Raw genomic sequence first — 16394 nt, 5'->3', positions numbered from 1 at the left:
CACGGGGGCTCTGTACGCTGAGCGGGATTTCAGTCCTGAGCGCGTTCAAAAGCCGTGTTCAAAGTGAAGAATATGGGGGGCCGGTGCGCAATCGCCGTCTCGTAGTTTCCGCTGCCGCCATCGTCGCGGCATGCGTTGGTTTCATCCCCGCTACGGCCCAGGCCGCGGACCCGTCCGCGCCCGCCGCCGGCCGCGCGGTCACGGCTCCTGACCTGACCAAGCTCGGCGCGTCGAACGCGACCACGTTCAAGAGCTCCGCCGACAAGACGGTCCGCACGACCCTGCCCGCCGCCAAGAACAAGGTGGCCTCCGCCCCGCAGGCGGCCGGCGCCGCCGCGGGCAACCCGGACCTGGCGATCGACATGAACGCCGGCAGCCACACCGCGCACGGGCTCGAGATGGAGACCACCATCACGAGCGCGCCCGCCACCCTCGAGGTCGTCATCGACTGGGGCGACGGGACCAAGGCCGTGGCCGCCGCGTCCGGCTCGACCGTGCTGAACCACCAGCACACCTACGCGAAGACCGGCGAATACTCCGTCTCGGTCACCGTGACGGACACCACGAACAACGTGCAGGCCGTCAACGACTTCATGTACCTGACGCCGGGCTCCGACTTCACGGCCCACGCCCCCACCCGGCTGCTGGACACCCGTGACGGCACCGGCGCCCCGGCGGCCAAGGTCCCCGCGTACGGTTCGACCCGCGTGAAGATCGAGGGCAACGGGAAGATCCCGGACAACGTCACCGCGGTGGTCCTCAACGTCACGGTCACCAACACCACTGCCGGCGGCCACATCACGGCCTTCCCCGGCAAGGGTTACGACCTTCCGACCACGTCGAACGTCAACTACGTGGCCGGCCAGAGCGTCCCGAACCTGGTGATCGTGCCGGTCGGCATGGACGGCTACGTGGAGCTGGCCAACCGCGGTTCGCAGTCGGTCGACCTGATCGCGGACGTCACGGGCTACTTCACCCGGAGCCAGTCCAGCGGCTACACCTCGATGACCCCGGCGCGCTTCGTCGACACCCGCGAGGGCCTCGGCACGGCGAAGGGCCAGCTCGCCGGGCGGGGCACCTTCTCCACCCAGATCGGCGGCCTGCGCGGCGTGCCCCAGGGCATCAAGGCCGTGGCGCTGAACGTGACCGTCACCAACCCGAAGCAGGCCGGGCACCTGTCGGTCTTCCCGGGCGGGTCGCAGACCCCCACCGCGTCCCACCTGAACTTCACCGCCGGTCAGACGGTCGCCAACTCGGTGATCGTGCCGGTCGGCGCGGACGGCAAGATCAGCGTCTTCAACGGCGCCTGGTCCCCGACCGACGTCGTCGTCGACGTCGTGGGCTACTACAGCACCGACAGCAAGGCGGCCTTCATGCCGCTGCCCCCCTTCCGGCTGGCCGACACCCGCGACCCCAACAGCAGCGTGTACGGGCCGCTGGGCGGCCGCAGCTACATCTACATGCCGCTCGCCGCCGGGGAGCAGGGCCTCGAGGGCTTCGTGCTGAACGCCACGGTCACCAACCCGGTCGGCAACGGGTTCCTCACGGTCGCCCCGGACCCGAACACGATCGAGGCCTACGACGGCGGCACCGAGATCTGGCCGACGCCGCCGAACTCCTCCAACCTGAACTGGACGAAGAACGCCACCGTCCCGAACCTCGTCCAGGCGAGCTCCGGCACCACCGGCATCATCGACTTCTGGAACCAGGGCTGGGAGATCACCGACCTCGTCATCGACCTCTTCGGCTACTACGAGAGCAAGTGATCCACCGGTAGGGCGTCGGCAGACGCCTCGCACAGCGCCCCGGGAACGGCCGTACAGGCCGCTCCCGGGGCGCTGTCGTGTCCGGGGCGGGTCCTCACTCCTCGGTGAGCGCCGGAGTGCCGGCCGGCCCGCCCGGCCCGACCGGGCCGGAGTCCAGGAGGTCCGTCTCCTCGAACACCAGCAGGGTGCGCGTGGAGAGCACCTCCGGGATGGCCTGGAGGCGGGTCAGGACCAGCTCGCGCAGGGTCCGGTTGTCCGGGGTGTGGACCAGGAGCAGCACGTCGAAATCCCCGCTGACCAGGGCGATGTGGGCGGCGCCGGGCAGCTCGCGGAGCTGCTCGCGGACCGTGCGCCAGGAATTCTGGACGATCTTCAAGGTGATGTAGGCGGAGGCGCCCTGGCCGGCGCGTTCGTGGTTGACGCGGGCCGTGAACCCGCGGATCACCCCGTCGTCGATGAGCCGGTTGATGCGGGCGTAGGCGTTCGCCCGCGAGACGTGCACCTGCTCCGCCACCGACCGTATCGACGCGCGGCCGTCCGCCTGGAGCAGCCGCATGATCGACCGGTCGATCGGGTCCAGGGGACGGGGTGCCACGGGTGGGACTCCAGGGGCCACGGGTGCGCCCGGCGCTCCCCCCGGTGGGACCGGCGCGGAACCCGCTCCGGCCATTTGTTCATCCGGCATTGCCCGATGCCTCCCTCTCCTGGACGTCCTGCATCCATCCCAGGGCCCCGGCGCCAGTTTGTCCACAGCCTGGAGCCGCCTGTAGCCAAAATGCGCAGACAACCGAACAATCGGTAGGTGAGGGGCCTCACACCCGGGGCATCCCCAGCCCGCTTCCCACGAGGAGGTGTACGCCGCCATGACGGTCCAAGAGCTGCCCGGTGCCGGTGCGTCCCACCGTTCCACCCCGCCGCCCGCCTGGAGGCCCCGTACGGACCCCGCACCGCTGCTGCCCGACGCCGAGCCCTACCGGGTGCTGGGTACCGAGGCGGCCGACCGGCTCGATGCCGCGCTGATGCGCCGCTGCTACGCCGAGCTGGTGCGCGGCCGCCGCTACAACGCCCAGGCCACCGCACTGACCAAGCAGGGCCGGCTCGCCGTCTACCCGTCCACCGTCGGCCAGGAGGCCTGCGAGATCGCGGCCGCCATGGTCCTGGAGGACCAGGACTGGCTCTTCCCGAGCTACCGCGACACCCTGGCGGCCGTGGCGCGCGGACTGGACCCCGTACAGGCCCTGACCCTGCTGCGCGGCGACTGGCACACCGGCTACGACCCGCGCGAGCACCGCATAGCCCCGCTGTCCACCCCGCTCGCCACCCAGCTGCCGCACGCGGTGGGCCTGGCGCACGCGGCCCGGCTGCGCGGCGACGACGTCGTCGCCCTCGCCATGGTCGGCGACGGCGGCACCAGCGAGGGCGACTTCCACGAGGCGCTGAACTTCGCCGCCGTCTGGCAGGCCCCGGTGGTCTTCCTCGTCCAGAACAACGGCTTCGCGATATCCGTCCCGCTCGCCAAGCAGACCGCCGCCCCGACGCTGGCCCACAAGGCCGTGGGCTACGGGATGCCCGGCCGGCTGGTCGACGGCAACGACATCGCCGCGGTGCACGAGGTGCTGGCCGAGGCGGTCCGGCGGGCCCGGGCCGGCGGCGGTCCGACCCTGATCGAGGCCGTCACCTACCGGATGGAGGCCCACACGAACGCCGACGACGCGACCCGCTACCGCGGTGACGCCGAGGTGGAGGCCTGGAAGGCGCACGACCCGATCGATCTCCTGGAGCGCGAGCTGACCGCGCGCGGGATCCTCGACGAGGCGGGCATCCAGACGGCGCGCGACGACGCCGAGGTGATGGCGGCGGCGCTCCGCGAGGCGATGAACGCGGATCCGGTGGTGGATCCGATGGACCTGTTCGCGCACGTCTTCGCGGAGCAGACCGACAGACTGCGTGAGCAGGCGGCGATGCTGCGCGCCGAGCTGGACGCGCACAGCGACGCGGAGAACGAAGCGGAGAACGGCGGATGACCACGGTGGCGGCGAAGACCGCGAAGTCGGGGGTCAAGCCCGCGACGATGGCGCAGGCCCTGACCCGGGCCATGCGCGACGCGATGGCCGAGGACCCGACGGTCCACGTCATGGGCGAGGACGTCGGGACGCTGGGCGGGGTCTTCCGGATCACGGACGGGCTCGCGAAGGAGTTCGGCGAGGAGCGCTGCACGGACACCCCGCTCGCCGAGGCCGGGATCCTGGGCGCGGCCGTCGGCATGGCCATGTACGGGCTGCGGCCGGTCGTCGAGATGCAGTTCGACGCCTTCGCCTACCCGGCCTTCGAGCAGCTGATCTCGCACGTGGCGAAGATGCGCAACCGGACCCGCGGCGCGATGCCGCTGCCGATCACCATCCGCGTGCCGTACGGCGGCGGGATCGGCGGCGTGGAGCACCACTGCGACTCCTCGGAGGCGTACTACGTGGCCACCCCCGGCCTGCACGTGGTGACCCCGGCGACGGTCGAGGACGCGTACGGACTGCTGCGCGCGTCGATCGCCAGCGACGACCCGGTGGTCTTCCTGGAGCCCAAGCGGCTGTACTGGTCGAAGGCCGACTGGTCGCCGCAGGCGCCGGCGGCGGTGCCGGGGATCGGGAAGGCGCTGGTCCGGCGGACGGGCACGAGCGCGACGCTGATCACCTACGGGCCCTCGCTGCCGGTGTGCCTGGAGGCTGCCGAGGCGGCGCGCGAGGAGGGCTGGGACCTGGAGGTCGTGGACCTGCGCTCGCTGGTCCCCTTCGACGAGGACACGGTCGTGGAGTCCGTACGCCGCACCGGGCGCGCGGTGGTCGTCCACGAGGCGAACGGCTTCGGCGGACCGGGCGCGGAGATCGCCGCCCGCGTCACGGAGCGGTGCTTCCACCACCTGGAGGCGCCGGTGCTGCGGGTGACGGGCTTCGACATCCCGTACCCGCCGCCGATGCTGGAGAAGCACCACCTGCCCGGTGTGGACCGGATCCTGGACACCGTGGCCCGCCTGCAGTGGGAGAACTGATGCCGCAGGTCATGGAATTCAAGCTGCCGGACCTCGGCGAGGGACTGACCGAGGCCGAGATCGTGCGCTGGCTGGTCGCGGTGGGCGATGTCGTCGCCATCGACCAGCCGGTCGTCGAGGTCGAGACGGCCAAGGCGATGGTCGAGGTGCCCTGCCCGTACGGCGGTGTGGTCACCGCCCGGTTCGGGGAGGAGGGCACGGAACTCCCCGTCGGCGCACCGCTGATCACCGTGGCGGTGGGTGTGGAGTCGCTCCCGGAGGCCCCGGCCGCCCCCGAGGCCCCGGCGGCCGAAGGCTCCGGCAACGTGCCCCGGCCCCTGATCGGTTACGGCTCGGACCACTCGCGCCCGGCGCGTCGGCGACGGGTGCGACCCGTCACCGCCGAGGTCTCGGCGTCGGTCACCGTGCCGACCGTGCCTGCCGTGCCGGCCGCGGCGCCCGTTGCGGCCGTCCCGGCGGGGCCGGTGCCCGTGATCTCGCCGCTGGTGCGCAAGCTGGCCAAGGACCACGGGGTCGACCTGCGCGCGCTGCGCGGGTCCGGACCCGAGGGCTTGATCCTGCGGGCGGACGTCGAGGCGGCGCTGGCCGCGCTGCGAGCCCCCGAGCCGGCCCCCGTCGCGGCTGCGGCCGTGGCCGTACAGGGCGAGCGGATCCCGCTCAAGGGCGTGCGCGGCGCGGTCGCCGAGAAGCTGTCGCGCAGCCGGCGGGAGATCCCGGACGCCACCTGCTGGGTCGATGCGGACGCCACCGAGCTGATGGCCGCCCGGGCCGCGATGAACGCCGTGGGCGGGCCCAAGATCTCGGTGCTCGCGCTGCTGGCACGGATCTGCACGGCCGCGCTGGCCAAGTACCCGGAGCTGAACTCCACCGTGGACCTCGCGGCGAAGGAGATCGTCCGGCTCCCGTCGGTGCACCTGGGCTTCGCCGCGCAGACCGAGCGGGGCCTGGTCGTCCCGGTGGTCCGGGACGCGCAGAGCCGCAACCCGGAGTCCCTCTCGGCGGAGTTCGCCCGGCTGACCGAGCTGGCGCGGGCGGGGAAGCTGGCGCCGTCCGACCTGACGGGCGGGACGTTCACCCTGAACAACTACGGGGTGTTCGGGGTCGACGGCTCCACGCCGATCATCAACCACCCGGAGGCGGCGATGCTCGGGGTGGGCCGGATCATGCCGAAGCCGTGGGTGCACGGCGGCGAGCTGGCCGTCCGGCAGGTCGTTCAGCTGTCGCTGACGTTCGACCACCGGGTCTGCGACGGCGGCACGGCGGGTGGGTTCCTCCGCTACGTCGCGGACTGCGTCGAATCCCCGGCGGTCCTGCTGCGCAGCCTGTAGCTCGGCGCGGGCCTCAGCGGGGTGCGGGGGTGCCGCTGCGCGGAGCTGGTCCCCGCCCCGCCCTTTCTCCGTATCCCGGGGATCCGCCCCGGACCCTCCCCCAGACTCCGTCCGGGGGTACCCCCGCGCCTCAAACGCCGGCGAGGCTGAAATCCAGCCCGTCCGGCGTTTGAGGACCGGGGTCCGGGGCGGAGCCCCGGCACTCAGACCGTCAGCAGCAGTTTGCCCACGTGGGCGCTCGACTCCATGAGCCGGTGGGCTTCGGCCGCCTCGGCCATGGGGAACCTCCCGTGGACCACCGGGTGGATGCGGCCCGCGGCGATCAGGGGCCAGACGTGTTCCCGTACAGCCGCGACGATGGCCGCCTTCTCGTCCAGGGGGCGGGCCCGCAGGGACGTGGCCGTGATCGCCGCACGCTTGGACAGCAGTGCGCCCAGGTTCAGTTCGGCCTTCGTCCCGCCCTGCAGGCCGATCACCGCGAGCCGGCCGTTGACGGCCAGGGCGTCCACGTTCCGGGCGAGGTACTTCGCGCCCATGATGTCCAGGATCACGTCCGCCCCGGCCCCGCCCGTCGCCTCGCGCAGCTCCGCCACGAAGTCCTGCTCGCGGTAGTCGATCAGGATGTCCGCGCCCAGCTCCTTGCAGCGCGCCAGCTTCTCCGGGCCGCCGGCCGTCACCGCGACCCGCGCGCCCACCGCCTTGCCCAGCTGGATCGCCATCGTCCCGATGCCACTGGATCCGCCGTGCACCAGCAGGGTCTCGCCGGGGCGCAGCCCCGCCACCATGAACACGTTGGACCACACCGTCGTGACGACCTCCGGCAGCGCCGCCGCCGTCACCAGGTCCACGCCCGCCGGGACCGGCAGCAGCTGGCCCGCCGGGACGGCCACCCGCTGCGCGTATCCGCCGCCGCCCAGCAGCGCGCACACCTCGTCGCCCACCGACCAGCCGGACACCCCCGGTCCGATCGCGGCGATCCGCCCCGAGCACTCCAGTCCCGGATAGCGCGAGGCGCCGGGCGGCGGATCGTAGAACCCCTGCCGCTGGAGTACGTCGGCGCGGTTCACGGCGCTCGCCGCGACCTCGACGAGGACCTCGCCCTCGCCCGCCACCGGGTCGGGTACGTCGGTCCAGACGAGGGCCTCGGGGCCGCCGGGCTGCTCGATGGTGATCGCATGCATGGCCCGGAGGCTACGCCAACTCGTGCCTACTCGGCAGGCCCCAGCGTCACCTGCGGCGACGTCGGCGCCGCCGCCCGCACGATGGTGATGAGACGGTCCGTCAGCTGGATCGGGCTCGCGTGCGGGTCGTCGTACGCGAGCAGCCGGTGCCCGCGCAGCACGCTCACGACGAGGTCGCTGGTGTCCCGCACGCTCTTGCCGACCTCGGACTTGAGGGCGGGCCGTTCGATGAGGTCGAGGCCGCTGCCCTGCTGGATCAGGTCCTCCATCACGGTGCCCGCGCTCGGGCTCAGTACGGAGAGGCCCAGCAGCCGGCCGGCCGCGCTGGCGCTCGTGATGACCGCGTCCGCGCCGGACTGGCGCAGCAGCGGGGCGTTCTCCTCCTCGCGCACCGCGGCGACGATCTTCGCGCCGCGGTTGAGCTGCCGGGCCGTCAGCGTGACCAGGACCGCCGTGTCGTCCCGCTGGGTGGCGATGACGATCTGACGGGCCTTCTGCAGCTCGGCGCGGAGCAGGACGTCGGAGCGGGTGGCATCGCCGACCACGCCCGTGAACCCCTCCGCGTTGGCCATGTCGATCACCTTGGCGCTGGGGTCGACGATGACGACCTGCTCCTTGGAGAGGCCGGTGGCGAGCAGCGTCTGCAGGGCCGAGCGGCCCTTGGTGCCGAAGCCGACGACGACCGTGTGCTCACGCAAGTTCTTCCTCCAGCGGTTCAGCCGCCACTCTTCCCGGGTGCGTTCCGTCAGGACTTCCAGGGTGGTGCCGACCAGGATGATCAGGAACAGCACGCGCAGCGGGGTGATAAGCAGGACGTTGACCAGTCGCGCGCTGTCGCTGTACGGGACGATGTCGCCGTAGCCGGTCGTCGACAGGGTCACGGTCGCGTAGTAGACGCAGTCGAGGAATTCGACCTTGTTGTTGGCGTTGTCGTGGTAGCCCTCGCGGTCGATCCAGACGAGCAGGACCGTCAGGCAGAGCACGAACAGGGCCATCAGCAGGCGCCTGGTGACCTGCCTCAGGGGTTGCTCGACGATGCGCTTGGGCAGTTTGATGCGCCGGGAGACGAGTTTCTCGTCGGCGCCGCGGGCCATGGAGTCCTGACCGTGCAGTTTCACGTGAAACATCCTCCCGAGGACCACGGCAGATCGAGGATTTCCAGGTCCTGCCCGGACCTCGCGCCCTTGGGCGGTACGACGGCCAGCGCGTCGGCGGCCGCCACGCCGCGCAGCATGGCGGGGCCGTGGTAGCGCAGCGGCACCGCGTGCTCGCCGCTCAGCAGCACCGGGACCAGCCGGGTGTCGTACGGGTGGCCGGGCACGTCGCTCTGGACCGGCGCCGTGTAGCGGGGGCGTTTGCGGCGGCCCGCGAGGGCGCGCAGCAGGGGTTCGGCGAGGGTCAGCAGCCCCGATACGGCGGCGAGGGGGTTCCCGGGGAGCCCGACGAGGTGCCGTCCGTCGGCCGGTTCGCCGAGGCGGGCCAGCAGCATCGGGTGTCCGGGGCGCACCGCCACCCCGTCGACCAGCAGGTCGGCGCCGGCCTGGCGCAGCACGGGGTGGACGTGGTCGACGGGGCCGGAGGCGGTGCCGCCGGTGGTGACGAGGACATCGGCGGTGGAGGTGGTGACGGCTTCCAGCAGGGCCGCGGCCCCCGCCGGATCGTCGCCGAGCCTGCGCACGGCGATGACCTCGGCGCCGAGGCGGGCGAGCCAGGGGCCGAGCATGGGGCTGAGCGCGTCGCGGATCAGCCCGTCGTGCGGGCGGCCCGCGGTGAGCAGCTCGTCGCCGAGCACCAGGATCTCCACGCGGGGGCGGGGCCTGGTCGTCAGCTCGTCGTACCCGGCGGCCGCGGCGAGTCCGAGTACGGCCGGGGTGACCAGGGATCCGGCGGGCAGCAACAGGTCCCCGGAGCGGCACTCCTGGCCGCGGGGGCGGATGTCCTGGCCGGTGAGGACGGGCCGGTCGGCGAACAGCTGGGTGCCCGCCTCGCGGCAGTGCTCGCTGCGGATGACGGCGGTGGTGTCGGCGGGGATCCGGGCGCCGGTGGCGATCGGTACGGCCTCGCCGTCCCCGAGGGGCTCGGGCCGGCCGGAGCCGGCCAGTACCCCGCCGCCGGGGCGGACGGTCCACGGGCCCGGGCCGGCGACGGCCCAGCCGTCCATGGCGGAGGTGTCGAAGGACGGCAGGTCGGTCAGTGCGTCCAGGGGGTCGGCCAGTACCTCGCCGAGGGCGTCGGCGAGGGGGACCCGGTGCGTACGGGCCCGTACGCCCGCCCCGGCGTGGAAGGCGGCCTCCCGGGCCCGCGGCCAGGCCGCCGCACGGTGGCCGCCGCCTGCGCCGCCGCCCGGGTCACCGCCCGTGCCGCCGCTTGTGCGGAGGCTCGTGTCGAGGCCGGGGCCGGGGTCGCGGCTGACGAGGGCCAGCGCCTGTTCGAGGGCCTGTTCGGCGTCGGTCGGGGTCATCCGGAGCCGTTCTGTTCGGCGTTCTCTTCGGCCGCCCAGCGCAGCGCCAGGTCGGCGGCCTTGCGGGAGGCTTCGGCGACGGCCCGGGCGGGGTCGGCGCCGGTGGCGGCGGCCTGGGCGGCCGCGTAGCCGACCAGGAAGGTGGTCAGCGGGGCGGCGGGCCGGGCGACGCCGTGGGCGGCGTCCCGGGCGAGGTCGAGCAGGGTTTTGGTGTCGACGGCGAGGTCGATGTCCAGCTCGGTCTTGACGGCGGTGATCCATTGGTCCAGCACGGTTCCATGCTCCCTGATCCGGGCTCGGGCGGCGGCGAGATCGTCCCAGGTGTCGCAGTCGAAGGAGGCGAGTGGCCGGGCCGTGACGGGGGTGAGGTCCAGTTCGGCGGTGAGCGCGCGGAGCGGGAGGCCGGTGAGGCTGCCGTGTTCGGTGGCGAGCAGCGCGATCTCGCGGCGCAGGGGTTCGGCGCGGTAGGCGGCGACGAGGGGCTGGTCCCGGCCGTCGGCGTCGCGCAGCATCGCCCCGTCCGGGCCGGGCGCGTGCAGCAGGGCCCGTACGGTGTCCCGGTCCAGGAACGGCAGGTCCGCGGAGAGTACGAGGACCAGTTCGGCGCTGGTCCGGCGCAGCCCGGCGTCCAACGCGGCCACGGGGCCGGCGCCGGGCGGGTCCTCCAGGGCCCAGTGGACCGGGCGCGCGGTGGCGCGGCGGCCGCCGACCACGACGGTGGTCAGGGCGTCCGGGCAGGCGTCGAGCACGCGGTCGAGGAGGGCGCGGCCGCCGACGCTCAGCGCGGGCTTGTCCGCCCCGCCGAGTCGCCGCGCGGCGCCGCCGGCCAGCACGATCGCGTCGTAGCTCATGCCGCCAGGGTATGCGGCCCGCCGTTTCTCCCGGGGCTCCGCCCCAGACCCCACGCCTCAAACGCCGGCGGGGCTGGATTTGGCAGCGGCGCCGCGCATGGCGAAGGCGGATCCGGAGAGCCGGACCCGCCTTTGGCGGCGCTACAGGTAAGGGCCCGAGCGGATCGCGCCGTGGCCGCCGTCATCGTCGTCGTCGTGCGGAGCACCCGGCGGGAGGGCGCGGCGCATCTGTTCCAGCTGGGCCCGCGCGGCCATCTGCTGCGCGAACAGGGCGGTCTGGATGCCGTGGAAGAGGCCCTCCAGCCAGCCCACCAACTGGGCCTGCGCGATGCGCAGTTCCGCCTCGGAAGGGATGGCCTCCTCCGTGAACGGGAGGGACAGGCGCTCCAGTTCCTCCACGAGCTCAGGGGCCAGGCCGTCCTCCAGCTCCTTCACCGAGGCGGCATGGATGTCCTTGAGCCGGACCCGGCTCGCCTCGTCGAGAGGCGCGGCACGTACCTCTTCCAGGAGTTGCTTGATCATGCTTCCGATGCGCATGACCTTGGCGGGCTGTTCGACCATCTCCGTCACCGGGACCTCGCGCGACTCGTCATCGGCGCCGCCGACCGGCATCCCGTCCTGTCCCACGATCAGGCCGTGCGGGGGGCTGTCCTGCGACCGTTCACTCCTCGGCATCTCCATGCCGTCATTCTCTCGCACACTTCCGTACTCACACGGTGTGCCCCCGTACAGTCGTGATCCACCCTGTACGGGGGCACCGGATCAGCCCCGTGTCAGCCCGCCGCCCGGCGGGCCAGTGCGCCGCTGGAGCGGGTGACCAGGGCCGCCAGCAGGGCCGCGCCCAGCGGGACCACGATGATCAGCCCGCCGAGGGTCTCCCACGGCACGGAGATCGGCACGTACGGCAGAGGGTCCGCCCCCGACGTGTAGCCGTGGTCCAGGGAGTACTGGTAGAGGCGTTCCAGCTCCCGCCGCTGCGTCAGGCGCAGCCCGACCGCGGGCAGGATTCCGGCCGCCGAGCCCAGGACGACGCCCATCAGGGCGACCACCCCGCACTGGAAGCCGCTCAGCGTCCGCCGCACCCGCGGCGCCGCGCCCACCGCCGCCAGGGTCTTCAGGTCGGCTTCGGCGTCGGCCTGGGCGAGCCCGGTGGCGATGCCGGCCGCGCCGATGGTGACCAGGCCCGCGAAGACGGTGAGGGCGAGCAGGCCCAGGCTGTCGTTGCCCTGGTAGCCCTCCTCGATGCGCAGGGAGGTTTCCACGCCCATGCGGTCGATGTCCCCGGCGAGCTTTTGCCGTTGCTCGGTGTGGAGCGTCCCGTCGAGGGTGAAGTACGAGCCGTACGGCACGGTGGCCAGCCCCGCCGTCTTGGCCGCCGCGGGCGGCAGGATCAGCTCGATGCCCCAGCTGTCGGCGGTGTCGGGCGCCTGGTGGACGGGGAGGACCCGGTCCTCACCGGGCAGTTCCTCGTCGCTGCCGCGCAGCTGGTCGGCCGCCGCGAGGTCGGTGACGAGCCGCAGGGTGAGCTTGCCGTCCTTGACGTTGCGCTTGTCGAAGGAGACGGCCTGGCCCGCCTTCAGGGCGGACACGGAGCCCGGGTCGGTGACCGCCAGTGCGGTCAGCAGCTTCTCGTCGGCGACGACGAGGGGATGCTGTGTGCCGTGCCTCATGTGGCGGCAGCGCCAGTCCTGGCGCAGCTGCTTCATCTGCTCCTCGGTGAAGGCGTCCCTGCCCTTGGCGTTGCCGTCGAGCGGGCAGCGCTGGTCCTTGGGCGTGATGATCTCGGCCCGGCCGCAGCCCGGGTCCATGGAGAAGGTGTCACAGCTCGGCTTGCCGACGACCAGCCGGTCGACGTCCACCCGCAGCGACAGCGGGAGTTGCTTGGAAAGGGCCTCGCGCAGGGCGGGCACGTCGTTGTACGCGCTGCCCTCCCGGGCCTCCAGCAGCCCCGTGCCGTGCGGCAGGTCGGCGACGTACTCGTGCCGGTTCTGGATGTCCCTGCTGTGCTCGTACGTGGCCACCGCGACGGTGCCGGCGACGGCGGCCAGTACGGCGGCCACGGCGGGTGCCGTACGCCCCCGGTTGCGCACGGCGTCGCGCAGCGCGAGCCGCGGCGACAGCGGCAGCCACCGTCCGAGCCGCCCGAACAGGCCGACCAGGACGGGGGTGAGGGCGACGACCCCGAGCTCGGCGAGGGCGCTGCCGCCCGCCACGACGGTGGGGCCCATGTCGGAGGCGGTGCCGTACAGGGCGATCGCGGCGCCGCCGGCGACGGCGAGCAGGCCGAGGACCGGCAGCACCCGGTTGGCGCGGCGGACCCCGCGGCGGCCGGTCAGCGAGGCCAGCACGGTCTGCCGGGACGCGGTGACCGCCGGGACGATCGCGGACAGCAGCCCGGTCACCACGGCGAGCAGGGCGATGGCGGCCAGTTCCAGCGGGCGGAAGTCGAAGCCGCCGAAGCGGTTGCCGAGCTTTTCCTCCAGCACCGGGCGGAGCCCGACGGTGAGCGCCACGCCGGCCACGGTGCCGGCTACGGCGGCCACGGCGCCGATGACGAGGCCGCCGGAGAGCACGATGGAGCGGATGTGGCGCCGGTCGCCGCCGTTGGCGCCGACGAGGCCGAGCTGGCGGCGCGAGCGGCGGGCACCGACCGCGAAGGCCGGTCCGGCGAGCAGGCAGATCTCCAGCATGGCCAGGCCCACGACGGTGGCGAGGACGGCCATGCGCGTGGTGCTGGTCTCGCCGCCCTCGGACCTCTCCTTGGGCTCCTGCTGGTAGAGCGGCACCTCGGAGTCGGCGGGCGGGTGGAGGGTGACGGCGCGGGAGACGACGACCAGGCCCTTGGTGTTGGCCGCCTTGACCATGTTCCACGTGAAACCGTCGCCGCCGACCTTCACCAGGTAGGCGTCCCGGGCTCCCACCCCGCGTGCCCCGGAGGCCTTCAGGGCCTCTTCGAGCGGGGCGATCAGGGTCCCGGGCGGGGCGAGGATCTCGTCCTTCCCGAGCTGGGACGGCAGCTCGTACGCACCGACGATCTTGTACGAGGAGGTGGCGCCGCGTGGGGTGACCGAGGAGCCGACGTGGAAACCGGAGTGCTTCAGGAAGGCGTTCGTCGCGATGAGCTCGCCCGCGCGCTCGGGCAGCCGGCCGCGGTCGAGCGTGATCAGGCCCGCCACCAGCGGGCTGTGCGTGTCGAGTTCGCGCAGGTCGGTGTCGAGCAGCCCGTGGGTGGTGCGGACCTTGGCGTAGCCCGCGGAGTCCTTGACGACCTGGGCCCCGGCCGGGAGCACCGTCTCGACCGGCGCCTGCGGCTCCCCGCTCTGCCGCAGCTGGCCGTTGAACTTGTAGCCGCCGACGGGGGAGTAGTTCTTGCCGTCGGGCTTCTGGTAGACGGCCGTGTCCATGAAGGAGGAGACCACCCGGGCGTCGGCGGCCCCCACCACGCGGGAGACGGACTGCTCGGGGGAGAGTTCGGCGCTGCGCAGCGTGAGGTCGGCGGCGCTGACCCCGACGATCGGCAGGGCGATCATCGCGAGGACGAGGGAGCTGCGGCCCTTGGCGCGCCAGGCGTCGCGGCGGGCTATGCGCAGGGCCGCGACCCAGGAGTGGTACCAGCCTCGGAGCGAGAAGGTCACTGGCCGGCCACCTGCCCGGAGAGCAGGGAGTCGGCCCCGCTGCGCAGGGTCTCGTCGACCACGCTGCCGTCGCGCAGGAAGACCACGCGGTCGGCCCAGGCCGCGAACCGCGGCTCGTGCGTCACGAGGATCCCGGCCGCGCCCGCGTCGCAGCGGGAGCGCAGCAGGGCGAGGACGGCCTCGCCGGTCTCGGAGTCCAGCGCGCCGGTGGGCTCGTCGGCGAGGACCAGGCGGCGCTCGCCCACGAGGGCGCGGGCGATGGCCACGCGCTGCTGCTGGCCGCCGGACATCTCGTCGGGGAAGCGGTCGGCGAGTTGGCTCAGGCCGATCTCCTCCAGCGCGGCGAGTGCGCAGACCCGGGCCTTGCGGGCGGAGGTCCCGTCGAGCTCCAGGGGCAGGGACACGTTCTCGGCGGCGGTGAGGGCCGGGATCAGGTTGTAGTCCTGGAAGACGTACCCGATGCTGCGGCGGCGCAGGGCGGCCAGCCGCTTGCGGCTCGCGGTGGTGATGTCGGTGCCCTCAACGAGCACATGGCCGCCGGTCGGGGTGTCGAGGCCGCCCGCGAGGGTGAGCAGCGTGGACTTGCCGGAGCCGGAGGGGCCCATGACGGCGACGAGTTCGCCGGGGAAGACGGAGAGGTTGATGCCGCGCAGGGCGTGCACTTCGGTGGCGCCGCTGCCGTGGGTGCGTACGAGCCGGTCCAGTTGCAGGACGGGCTGCTCGGGCTGGTGATGCTGGTCAGGCATGAAGGGTCCCCCCTGGAACGATGGTTCAGCCACGCCGCGTGCGGGCGGTGCGGGGCCGGGTGGTCGGGGCCGGAGCTTGCGTTTCTGATCCGGCTGAGGCGGCCTGTGGTGGCTCGGGTGCGGCGGCTCTCCGGTCGGCCGGCAGGGAGAGCCGGACGAGCCGGGCTTCACAGTGGTCGAGCCAGCGGGCCTCGGCCTCGGTCTGGAAGATCAGCTGTTCCAGGACGAGCAGCCAGGCCACATCGTCGCGTTCGCGGGACTTCCCGCTCTCGATCGCGGCGAGCGCCGTGGCCTTGAGCCGGGTGTAGTCCTGCATCGCCTTGATCGTGGCGTGCCGCTGGGCCTGGATGACGGCGCGGATGTCCACGCCGGGTGCGCCCACGGCCATGGCGAGCTTGATGGACAGCTCGTCGCGGGGCGGGTGGGAGCGGTCCACGGGGCGCTCGTACCACTCGTGCAGTTCGGCGCGTCCGGTGTCGGTGATGGCGTAGAGGGTGTGGCCGGCGGCGTCCTCGCCGCCGGGGGCGACGAGGCCGTCGCGTTCGAGGCGGGCGAGGGTGGTGTACACCTGCCCGACGTTGAGCGGCCAGGTGGAGCCGGTGCGGGATTCGAACTCGGTGCGCAGCTGGGAGCCGTACCGAGGACCCCGTTCCAGCAGGGCGAGAAGGCCGTGACGGATCGACATACCGAGTATGTATACCGAGTATGTTCACGCAGGGCAACCATCCCGGGTCGTACGCCGGAAGGGGGAGGGCAAGTGGGAGGGCGCGTGGGAGGGGTGTCGGACCGGGGGTCAGATGCCTCGGCGCAGCCGCATCCCGAGGTAGCCCAGACCCAGCCCCATCAGGGCGAATCCGGTCCCCAGCGGCAGTATGTGCGCGGCCAGGTCGGCGGCCCGCTCGTTCGGTTCGGTGCCGAGCGCGCTGATCACCTCGTGCGGGCTCGGGGTCGGGGCGGCGACGGGCGGCGGGCTCTCGGGCTCGGGGCGCGGGCGTACCGGCAGCGGCCGGGAGGCCACCATCAGCTCCGGGTTCGCGGGCTCCCCCGCCGGCCGCCCGGGCCGCTCGCGCCCGACGCCGGCGGCGCTGCCGGCCAGCTTCCCGTCCCCGTCCCCGTCCTCGTACGGATCGTCGGCCGCGGCCGCGGTGGCGGCGGGTACGAGCGCGGCGGCGGGCGCGACGGGTACGAGCGCGACGGGTACGAGCGCGGCGGCGATCAGTGCGGCGCAGGCCAGCCAGCGCGGCGGGCGGAAGCCTTGGATCACGGGGAGCCCCTCCCGTCCCTGGGGGTCCCCCCGGGCGAAGTCTGGGGGAGACCGAGCGTCCCGCCCAGAGTTGCATAATGGGGCAAAACCGGCATCCCGGGCGCCCCATCGGGGTGCCCGGG

The 16394-nt window shown here is 73.2% G+C and carries 14 protein-coding genes; 4 read left to right on the top strand and 10 right to left on the bottom strand.

Features of this window, described 5'->3' with window-relative positions:
• The first annotated feature begins 83 nt into the window (after nucleotides 1-83).
• Nucleotides 84-1766: a PKD domain-containing protein gene (locus ACZ45T_RS08905; RefSeq protein WP_468438956.1), complete on the top strand. Its 1683-nt coding sequence runs from the start codon at nucleotides 84-86 to the stop codon at nucleotides 1764-1766.
• Between the two features lie 94 nt (nucleotides 1767-1860).
• Here the strand turns inward: ACZ45T_RS08905 and ACZ45T_RS08900 are convergent, their stop codons facing one another.
• Entirely contained in the window at nucleotides 1861-2451 is a 591-nt protein-coding gene (locus ACZ45T_RS08900) for an Lrp/AsnC family transcriptional regulator (protein WP_468438954.1), read from the bottom strand.
• 178 nt (nucleotides 2452-2629) lie between these two features.
• Here ACZ45T_RS08900 and pdhA point away from each other — a divergent pair, with 178 nt between their 5' ends.
• From pdhA to ACZ45T_RS08885, 3 genes are read left to right on the top strand one after another with little or no spacing between them, the layout of a single operon-like run.
• Complete coding sequence (gene pdhA, locus ACZ45T_RS08895) at nucleotides 2630-3790, top strand: pyruvate dehydrogenase (acetyl-transferring) E1 component subunit alpha (protein WP_468438952.1); 1161 nt, start codon at nucleotides 2630-2632, stop codon at nucleotides 3788-3790.
• Complete coding sequence (locus ACZ45T_RS08890) at nucleotides 3787-4806, top strand: alpha-ketoacid dehydrogenase subunit beta (RefSeq protein ID WP_468438950.1); 1020 nt, start codon at nucleotides 3787-3789, stop codon at nucleotides 4804-4806. The genes pdhA and ACZ45T_RS08890 overlap by 4 nt, the downstream gene beginning before the upstream one ends.
• Entirely contained in the window at nucleotides 4806-6134 is a 1329-nt protein-coding gene (locus ACZ45T_RS08885; RefSeq protein ID WP_468438948.1) for a dihydrolipoamide acetyltransferase family protein, read from the top strand. Before ACZ45T_RS08890 ends, ACZ45T_RS08885 begins: the two co-directional genes overlap by 1 nt.
• 203 nt (nucleotides 6135-6337) lie before the next feature.
• On the opposite strand, the gene ACZ45T_RS08880 is transcribed toward ACZ45T_RS08885, so the two are convergent.
• The 9 genes from ACZ45T_RS08880 to ACZ45T_RS08840 all read right to left on the bottom strand — a co-directional run bounded on the left by ACZ45T_RS08880 (nucleotide 6338) and on the right by ACZ45T_RS08840 (nucleotide 16272).
• The gene (locus ACZ45T_RS08880) at nucleotides 6338-7315 is read right to left on the bottom strand and encodes an NAD(P)H-quinone oxidoreductase (RefSeq protein WP_468438946.1); all 978 of its coding nucleotides are present in this window, start codon (nucleotides 7313-7315) and stop codon (nucleotides 6338-6340) included.
• A gap of 26 nt (nucleotides 7316-7341) precedes the next feature.
• On the bottom strand, nucleotides 7342-8442 hold the full coding sequence (locus tag ACZ45T_RS08875) for a potassium channel family protein (protein ID WP_468438944.1): 1101 nt from the start codon (nucleotides 8440-8442) through the stop codon (nucleotides 7342-7344).
• The gene (locus ACZ45T_RS08870; RefSeq protein ID WP_468438942.1) at nucleotides 8430-9776 is read right to left on the bottom strand and encodes a molybdopterin molybdotransferase MoeA; all 1347 of its coding nucleotides are present in this window, start codon (nucleotides 9774-9776) and stop codon (nucleotides 8430-8432) included. Before ACZ45T_RS08870 ends, ACZ45T_RS08875 begins: the two co-directional genes overlap by 13 nt.
• Complete coding sequence (locus ACZ45T_RS08865; protein ID WP_468438940.1) at nucleotides 9773-10627, bottom strand: NTP transferase domain-containing protein; 855 nt, start codon at nucleotides 10625-10627, stop codon at nucleotides 9773-9775. Before ACZ45T_RS08865 ends, ACZ45T_RS08870 begins: the two co-directional genes overlap by 4 nt.
• A gap of 141 nt (nucleotides 10628-10768) precedes the next feature.
• The gene (locus ACZ45T_RS08860; RefSeq protein ID WP_468438938.1) at nucleotides 10769-11308 is read right to left on the bottom strand and encodes a bacterial proteasome activator family protein; all 540 of its coding nucleotides are present in this window, start codon (nucleotides 11306-11308) and stop codon (nucleotides 10769-10771) included.
• A gap of 92 nt (nucleotides 11309-11400) precedes the next feature.
• On the bottom strand, nucleotides 11401-14157 hold the full coding sequence (locus ACZ45T_RS08855; protein WP_468439391.1) for an FtsX-like permease family protein: 2757 nt from the start codon (nucleotides 14155-14157) through the stop codon (nucleotides 11401-11403).
• A 101-nt stretch (nucleotides 14158-14258) separates the two neighbouring features.
• The gene (locus ACZ45T_RS08850; protein WP_468438936.1) at nucleotides 14259-15008 is read right to left on the bottom strand and encodes an ABC transporter ATP-binding protein; all 750 of its coding nucleotides are present in this window, start codon (nucleotides 15006-15008) and stop codon (nucleotides 14259-14261) included.
• A gap of 25 nt (nucleotides 15009-15033) precedes the next feature.
• Nucleotides 15034-15693 carry a PadR family transcriptional regulator gene (locus ACZ45T_RS08845; protein ID WP_468438934.1) on the bottom strand — a complete coding sequence of 220 codons (660 nt, stop codon included), beginning with the start codon at nucleotides 15691-15693 and terminating at the stop codon, nucleotides 15034-15036.
• A 108-nt stretch (nucleotides 15694-15801) separates the two neighbouring features.
• Nucleotides 15802-16272 (bottom strand): hypothetical protein, encoded by a 471-nt coding sequence (locus tag ACZ45T_RS08840; protein WP_468438932.1) that lies wholly within the window; start codon nucleotides 16270-16272, stop codon nucleotides 15802-15804.
• Nucleotides 16273-16394 lie beyond the last annotated feature (122 nt).

The sequence above is a fragment of the Streptomyces sp. NPDC030995 genome (assembly GCF_055571215.1).
Note: the sequence above shows the minus strand (reverse complement) of the source record. Positions and strands in the feature narration are given on the sequence as shown.

Bases quoted from the DNA above. Each gene is read 5' to 3' on its own strand.
- ACZ45T_RS08900 (WP_468438954.1), bottom strand. From the start codon at position 2,451: ATGCCGGATGAACAAATGGCCGGAGCGGGTTCCGCGCCGGTCCCACCG.
- pdhA (WP_468438952.1), top strand. From the start codon at position 2,630: ATGACGGTCCAAGAGCTGCCCGGTGCCGGTGCGTCCCACCGTTCCACC.
- ACZ45T_RS08890 (WP_468438950.1), top strand. From the start codon at position 3,787: ATGACCACGGTGGCGGCGAAGACCGCGAAGTCGGGGGTCAAGCCCGCG.
- ACZ45T_RS08885 (WP_468438948.1), top strand. From the start codon at position 4,806: ATGCCGCAGGTCATGGAATTCAAGCTGCCGGACCTCGGCGAGGGACTG.
- ACZ45T_RS08880 (WP_468438946.1), bottom strand. From the start codon at position 7,315: ATGCATGCGATCACCATCGAGCAGCCCGGCGGCCCCGAGGCCCTCGTC.
- ACZ45T_RS08875 (WP_468438944.1), bottom strand. From the start codon at position 8,442: ATGTTTCACGTGAAACTGCACGGTCAGGACTCCATGGCCCGCGGCGCC.
- ACZ45T_RS08870 (WP_468438942.1), bottom strand. From the start codon at position 9,776: ATGACCCCGACCGACGCCGAACAGGCCCTCGAACAGGCGCTGGCCCTC.
- ACZ45T_RS08865 (WP_468438940.1), bottom strand. From the start codon at position 10,627: ATGAGCTACGACGCGATCGTGCTGGCCGGCGGCGCCGCGCGGCGACTC.
- ACZ45T_RS08860 (WP_468438938.1), bottom strand. From the start codon at position 11,308: ATGGAGATGCCGAGGAGTGAACGGTCGCAGGACAGCCCCCCGCACGGC.
- ACZ45T_RS08855 (WP_468439391.1), bottom strand. From the start codon at position 14,157: ATGATCGCCCTGCCGATCGTCGGGGTCAGCGCCGCCGACCTCACGCTG.
- ACZ45T_RS08850 (WP_468438936.1), bottom strand. From the start codon at position 15,008: ATGCCTGACCAGCATCACCAGCCCGAGCAGCCCGTCCTGCAACTGGAC.
- ACZ45T_RS08845 (WP_468438934.1), bottom strand. From the start codon at position 15,693: ATGTCGATCCGTCACGGCCTTCTCGCCCTGCTGGAACGGGGTCCTCGG.